General features: G+C 53.0%; 6 protein-coding genes. 2 read left to right on the plus strand and 4 right to left on the minus strand.

The window, feature by feature from the left end:
- The 4 genes from A3722_RS22920 to A3722_RS00280 form a co-directional block, all read right to left on the minus strand.
- Positions 1-256, minus strand: a 256-nt coding sequence (locus A3722_RS22920) for a helix-turn-helix domain-containing protein (RefSeq protein WP_150120384.1), incomplete at its 3' end; no start/stop codon positions are given.
- A 416-nt stretch (positions 257-672) separates the two neighbouring features.
- Positions 673-1,293: a hypothetical protein gene (locus A3722_RS00270; RefSeq protein ID WP_067626077.1), complete on the minus strand. Its 621-nt coding sequence runs from the start codon at positions 1,291-1,293 to the stop codon at positions 673-675.
- 87 nt (positions 1,294-1,380) lie between these two features.
- Positions 1,381-1,581: a hypothetical protein gene (locus A3722_RS00275; RefSeq protein WP_067626079.1), complete on the minus strand. Its 201-nt coding sequence runs from the start codon at positions 1,579-1,581 to the stop codon at positions 1,381-1,383.
- 105 nt (positions 1,582-1,686) lie between these two features.
- Positions 1,687-1,923: a hypothetical protein gene (locus tag A3722_RS00280; RefSeq protein WP_067626080.1), complete on the minus strand. Its 237-nt coding sequence runs from the start codon at positions 1,921-1,923 to the stop codon at positions 1,687-1,689.
- Between the two features lie 79 nt (positions 1,924-2,002).
- Here A3722_RS00280 and A3722_RS00285 point away from each other — a divergent pair, with 79 nt between their 5' ends.
- Positions 2,003-2,836, plus strand: a complete 834-nt coding sequence (locus A3722_RS00285; RefSeq protein WP_067626082.1) for a DUF5131 family protein — start codon at positions 2,003-2,005, stop codon at positions 2,834-2,836.
- Positions 2,837-2,895: 59 nt separating this feature from the next.
- Positions 2,896-3,732 carry a three-Cys-motif partner protein TcmP gene (gene tcmP, locus A3722_RS00290; protein WP_161487397.1) on the plus strand — a complete coding sequence of 279 codons (837 nt, stop codon included), beginning with the start codon at positions 2,896-2,898 and terminating at the stop codon, positions 3,730-3,732.
- Positions 3,733-4,852: the final 1,120 nt, after the last annotated feature.

Here is a 4,852-nt window from a genome sequence, read left to right on the forward strand (position 1 = left end):
GATCAGCATGCATTTGCTTCACTGTCCGCCGCTCTTTGCGTGACTTCCGCGTCTGGATTAAAAGCCAGGCTGACAGCCGATCCGAATAGGGATCCAGCTTGCTTGGACGCTTGGGCGTCTTGAACTGCGGTTCCACCGCACCTTCACGCAGATACTTCTTTATCGTGTTCCGAGACAAACCCGTCCGCCGGGCAATCTCCCTGATTGGCATCTTGTCACGCAATGCCCAGCGTCGAATGACACTCAAAAATCCCATGTCGATCACTCCAAATCCCCCCAACCAAAACCGTCGGGGAAGTGTGTTCACATGGGTCAATTCTCAGTGACAATTTATGGGGCTACCGGGTCAGTTCTCAGTGACAATCAACAGCCAAGAAACCCTCGGGGAGCACCCCAAAACCGTCATCGACATCCCCTAGAACAGTTACTGGTGTTCCCAGAGACGGTCTTAGAAGGGTTCAAAGCTCGGTTCAGCCGGCAACAACCGGCCAACTGAAACCCATCAAGCCCCCGAAGAACTGAGGAGCCTCCGATGTCGGACAAAAAAGAGCCAGAAAAGACGACTAAAATCGGTCGGGACGGTTTGCGGAAGCCTCATTCAGGGCAGGGCACTTCCACAAGATCGCAGCAGCCGGCTACCAAGCTTCAGGCAAAGTCTAAGAAGCCCAAAGCTTAGCGGTTCTTCCAAACGCGAATCTCGGAGATATTTTGCGCTGGGATATATGTGATGACCGCGGCGCCGTCTTCAGTTCGAAGTTCGTGATCAACCCAATCTGCGCCCGAAGACGGCTGCGAGCTGGTCACGTACATGGCGACTGATCCATCTGCTCCTAAAACACATGGCCCATGGGGATCATCTTTGAATGCGTGCAGATCGTCACAAAACAGCATGGAGCCGTCGGTTTTCTTAACCAAGATCGCAGCTGCCGTGTGATGCTCTTGAATCAGCATTGAATCCCATGCGGTGGTTTCCCTATCGGACAGAGATATCCGCGTTACGCGTAATGCTTTATGCGTCCATTTGGAACCGAAGCGACGCCAACCGGCCGCGGCTAGCAGGGCCACAGCGATGCCGGCCAAGTTCAAAACAATAGGCCCCGTAAGGTAAGTAGCTGCGATCAGCCTCCCAGCACTCGTGACAAACGCAAACGTCGTTGCGATGAACAGCATGTCTATGGTCGAGTGCGTCTTGTCCCTGCCAGTATATGCCAAGCGGTAAGCTAGGTATCCGCCCGCAAGCAGTGCGAGCGTGTCGATGGGGAGGGCCAAGAGGGCTTGGATGCCTTCGGGCATTGTTCACCTTATCCGCTGAATGAGCGCGTAGCTCTCGGGCAATTGGGACATTCTGTCCATAGCTGCAGGTTCTGCGCGGCTGCCGACCTACGTCTTGCCTTCAGCGCGTCGCATCCGGCGGATCGCGCGCATCATGATCTTGCGGCGCTCCGCCATATCATCGGCTAGAATGCGTTTTCTGCGCTCTATACGCGTCTCAAGGACCGCAAGGCGTTGATCTTCAACGTAGTTTGTAAATTGCTGCCACTTTGCGTGCAGTTTATGCCGCTGTACATTGCCGTCCAACATCTCTGATAACCCATATAATGCTGAATTATGCATACATCATATGGCACTGCACAGCTAACAGTTTGGGCAGTTGCTACAACCAGCTTCAATGCTTTTCGATTTCGATCAGGGCTGGATTTTCAACAGCTGATCTGTCTGCGGAACCTTGAATGTCTGCTCATCAATCTGGATGACCTCGCGACCATTCATCCGGAAAGTATGGCTTGCACTAGACGTGCGAACCTTATCGCCAATCAGCGCACTGCTCTCGCTGAGAATCGCGTGCTTGCTCACGATAACAGGTTTTCCGTTCTGGTCCTTGCAATCAAATTCCTCGATCGGGTCCGGGTCAATTTTGGGCATTGCAGGTCCTTTACTGTCACTTGAAGACGGGTTCCCAGCCAATGATAACTATGCAAGAACTTTCGTAAAGGAGAACATCATGGGTGCGAATTCAAAGATCGAATGGACGACACATACGTTCAACCCGTGGTGGGGATGTACGAAGGTTTCTGAGGCCTGCAAACATTGCTATGCCGAGGCATGGGCCAAGCGCGTCGGTCAGAATGTCTGGGGTCCGAAACCTGAGCGCCGTTTTTTAAGCGACAACCACTGGCGACAGCCGTTGAAGTGGAACCGCGACGCAGAAGGCGCAGCCGAACGCCCACGCGTGTTCTGTGCCTCCATGGCCGATGTATTCGAGGACCGCAAAGAACTGCTGGAAACCCGAGATCGGCTGTTTGATCTGATCGAAGCCACGCCCAATCTGGACTGGCTCCTTCTCACGAAGCGCCCTCAGAACGTCGCCCGTCTGGCGCGGTGGACAGACACTTGGCCCGACAACGTTTGGCTTGGAACAACTGTCGAGCTACAGACGCGAGCAGATGAGCTGTTGCCATACTTAAAGAGCATTCCCGCCAAGGTCCGCTTCATCTCAGCCGAGCCGTTACTTGGCCCCCTTGATCTTCAGAAATGGCTTGGCTCTACAATCGACTGGGTCATTACCGGTGGCGAAAGCGGCCCGAAAGCGCGCCCAGCTTCACCTCTATGGTTCCGCGATCTGCATGCCCAATGCATGGAGAAAGAAGTCGCCTTCCATTTCAAGCAGTGGGGGGACTGGGCTCCAGGCGACGGCATTAACCTACTGGCAGCAAAACGCGCGGCTACAGCAGAAGCTGCTGACGGTACAGAAATGATCCGCATCGGCAAAAAGCTTGCCGGTCGGAAGCTGGACGGTCAGGAGTGGGATCAATTGCCCAAGAGGGCCGTGACCTGAGTTCTAAGCAGTCAGAACTCTTCCCCGTTGATTTGTTAGGTGGGAAGGCCCCGAAGAGCGTGTTCGTCTTCGATGGTGGACGGATTCCTGAAAGGGGTATCGGCCCCCCGCCCAGTCAGACAAACTCGAAGAGCAAGCTGATAGCTGAATACCTGTCTAATTTTCAACGCGTCACGCATGGTGGCATGTATATCGACGGCTTTGCAGCCCCGCAAAGCCGAGAGCATGAAGACGCTTGGACCGCTCGACGTGTCTTAGAGATTGAACCAAAACGGATCAGGAACTTCTGGCTTTGCGATATTGACCCTGCCGGGGTGAAGCAGCTGAGAACTTTAAAGGCAGAGCATCACCGGGAACCACGTTCAAGGAGGGTCTTCGTTCACGAAGGAGACTTCAATGAGATTGTCCATGACATATTGAAAAGCGACCGATTTACGCCGCGGGCTGCTATCTTTGCTCTATTGGATCAGCGCAACACCGAATGCCATTGGTCGACCGTGCAAGCCTTGGCTAATCGAGGTGGCCGGACAAAAATTGAGCTCATGTATTTCCTTGGGGCTTCATGGCTGCATCGATCACTTACTCAATCTAAAACGTCAGAGCGGATTGCAGAGATTGATCAATGGTGGGGCGGGCCAGAATGGAAGTCTCTGAAAAATCTGACGCAAGTTGGGATGGTTGATCAAGTGGCCGCTCGTTTCAAAGCCGAACTCGGGTACAAGCACGTCAATGCGTTTCCCATCTTTCAGACTGATACCGGCAAAAAGAGATCATTCTATCTTATTCATGCCAGTGATCATCCTGAAGCACCGAAGCTGATGACACGAGCCTACCTGAAGACGGTTGGAACCGTCGAGGGCACGCTTGCCGATCGGCAAGCGAAGTTGCCATGGTAACTGACCCCATCAGCGTACAATCGTCCTAATAGATGTCTTGGATTGAGCGGGAACTGCACTGCCGAAAACGTCCCACCTCGTTCATAGCCGATCTTGCGATGAAAGATGTTGAACCCATGTTTAAAAGGGGTTTCAACGAGGTGGGACGTTTTTGGCGATAGCCCAGTTGTGCGTCCCACCTTAAATTCGAAAAACCCTTGCTTTTATGATGCCGTCTTCGCGCTATACTGATTACGCGAGAATGGGTGCGAAGCTTAATTGGCAGTGCCGATTTGCCACAACCAGCCTCCCATCCGCACGATTCCCTATATTTTAAAGCGTTTAAGCTGTCCGGCATCTTCCGGGCTCATCTTGGCTCTTCCGGTTTGGAACGCCTGTATCTGTCACCTTTTCCTTCGCACTACACCTGCCGTTGGAACGGAGCCGCCAGGCTGGCTTTCGCGGTGTCGCCCTGATTCACAGGGAATCCGACTCTGACTTTCTTGGGATTAAAGGCGATTCACTCCACCTCAGCCGCAACAGGTCTCGAATACATCAACTTCGGGCTTTCCGGTGAGCCTAACTACTGCTTCAAAGTCCCTAAATAGCACGAGATTTCAGGGCCTTACCGAAAGGTTCCCTGAAACCCACACTTTTCTCAACTTTCTGCTTGCGGGTTTCTGTCACTCGCCTTAGAACCCCCTCTACCGGCGGCGCAGAGATGCAGCGGCGGGGCGCCAGACGGGGCGGACGGGAGCGGAGACGCTAGGTTCGGTTCGGAAAGCGGATAAAAATTCGAGGTATTAGGGCGGGGCGCGCCAAGAAGTTAGGGCGCATCTCAGTTTCTTTTGTCTCAACGTTGTTTGAAAATTTGATATCTGAAGAGATATGTGGGCGGTTTGGTTCATTCGATGGATCAACGTCTGTATATCGCGCTCTTAGGCTTCGGCCGATGATAGAGTGTCAGCTTCACTGTTTGGANGGCTTTCGACTACTTTGTAGTCTCAAGCACAACAAACAGAGAATGGCTTGTATCTTTCAGTAAGGGATACAGGTCGATGTGCAGAGGTTCGACGTCAAGGATAAGCTAGCAATAGCTTTTCAACTTGAGAGTTTGATCCTGGCTCAGAACGAACGCTGG

Origin of the sequence: Sulfitobacter sp. HI0027 (genome assembly GCF_001634775.1) — a bacterium.
In the GTDB taxonomy this organism is placed as follows: domain Bacteria; phylum Pseudomonadota; class Alphaproteobacteria; order Rhodobacterales; family Rhodobacteraceae; genus Sulfitobacter.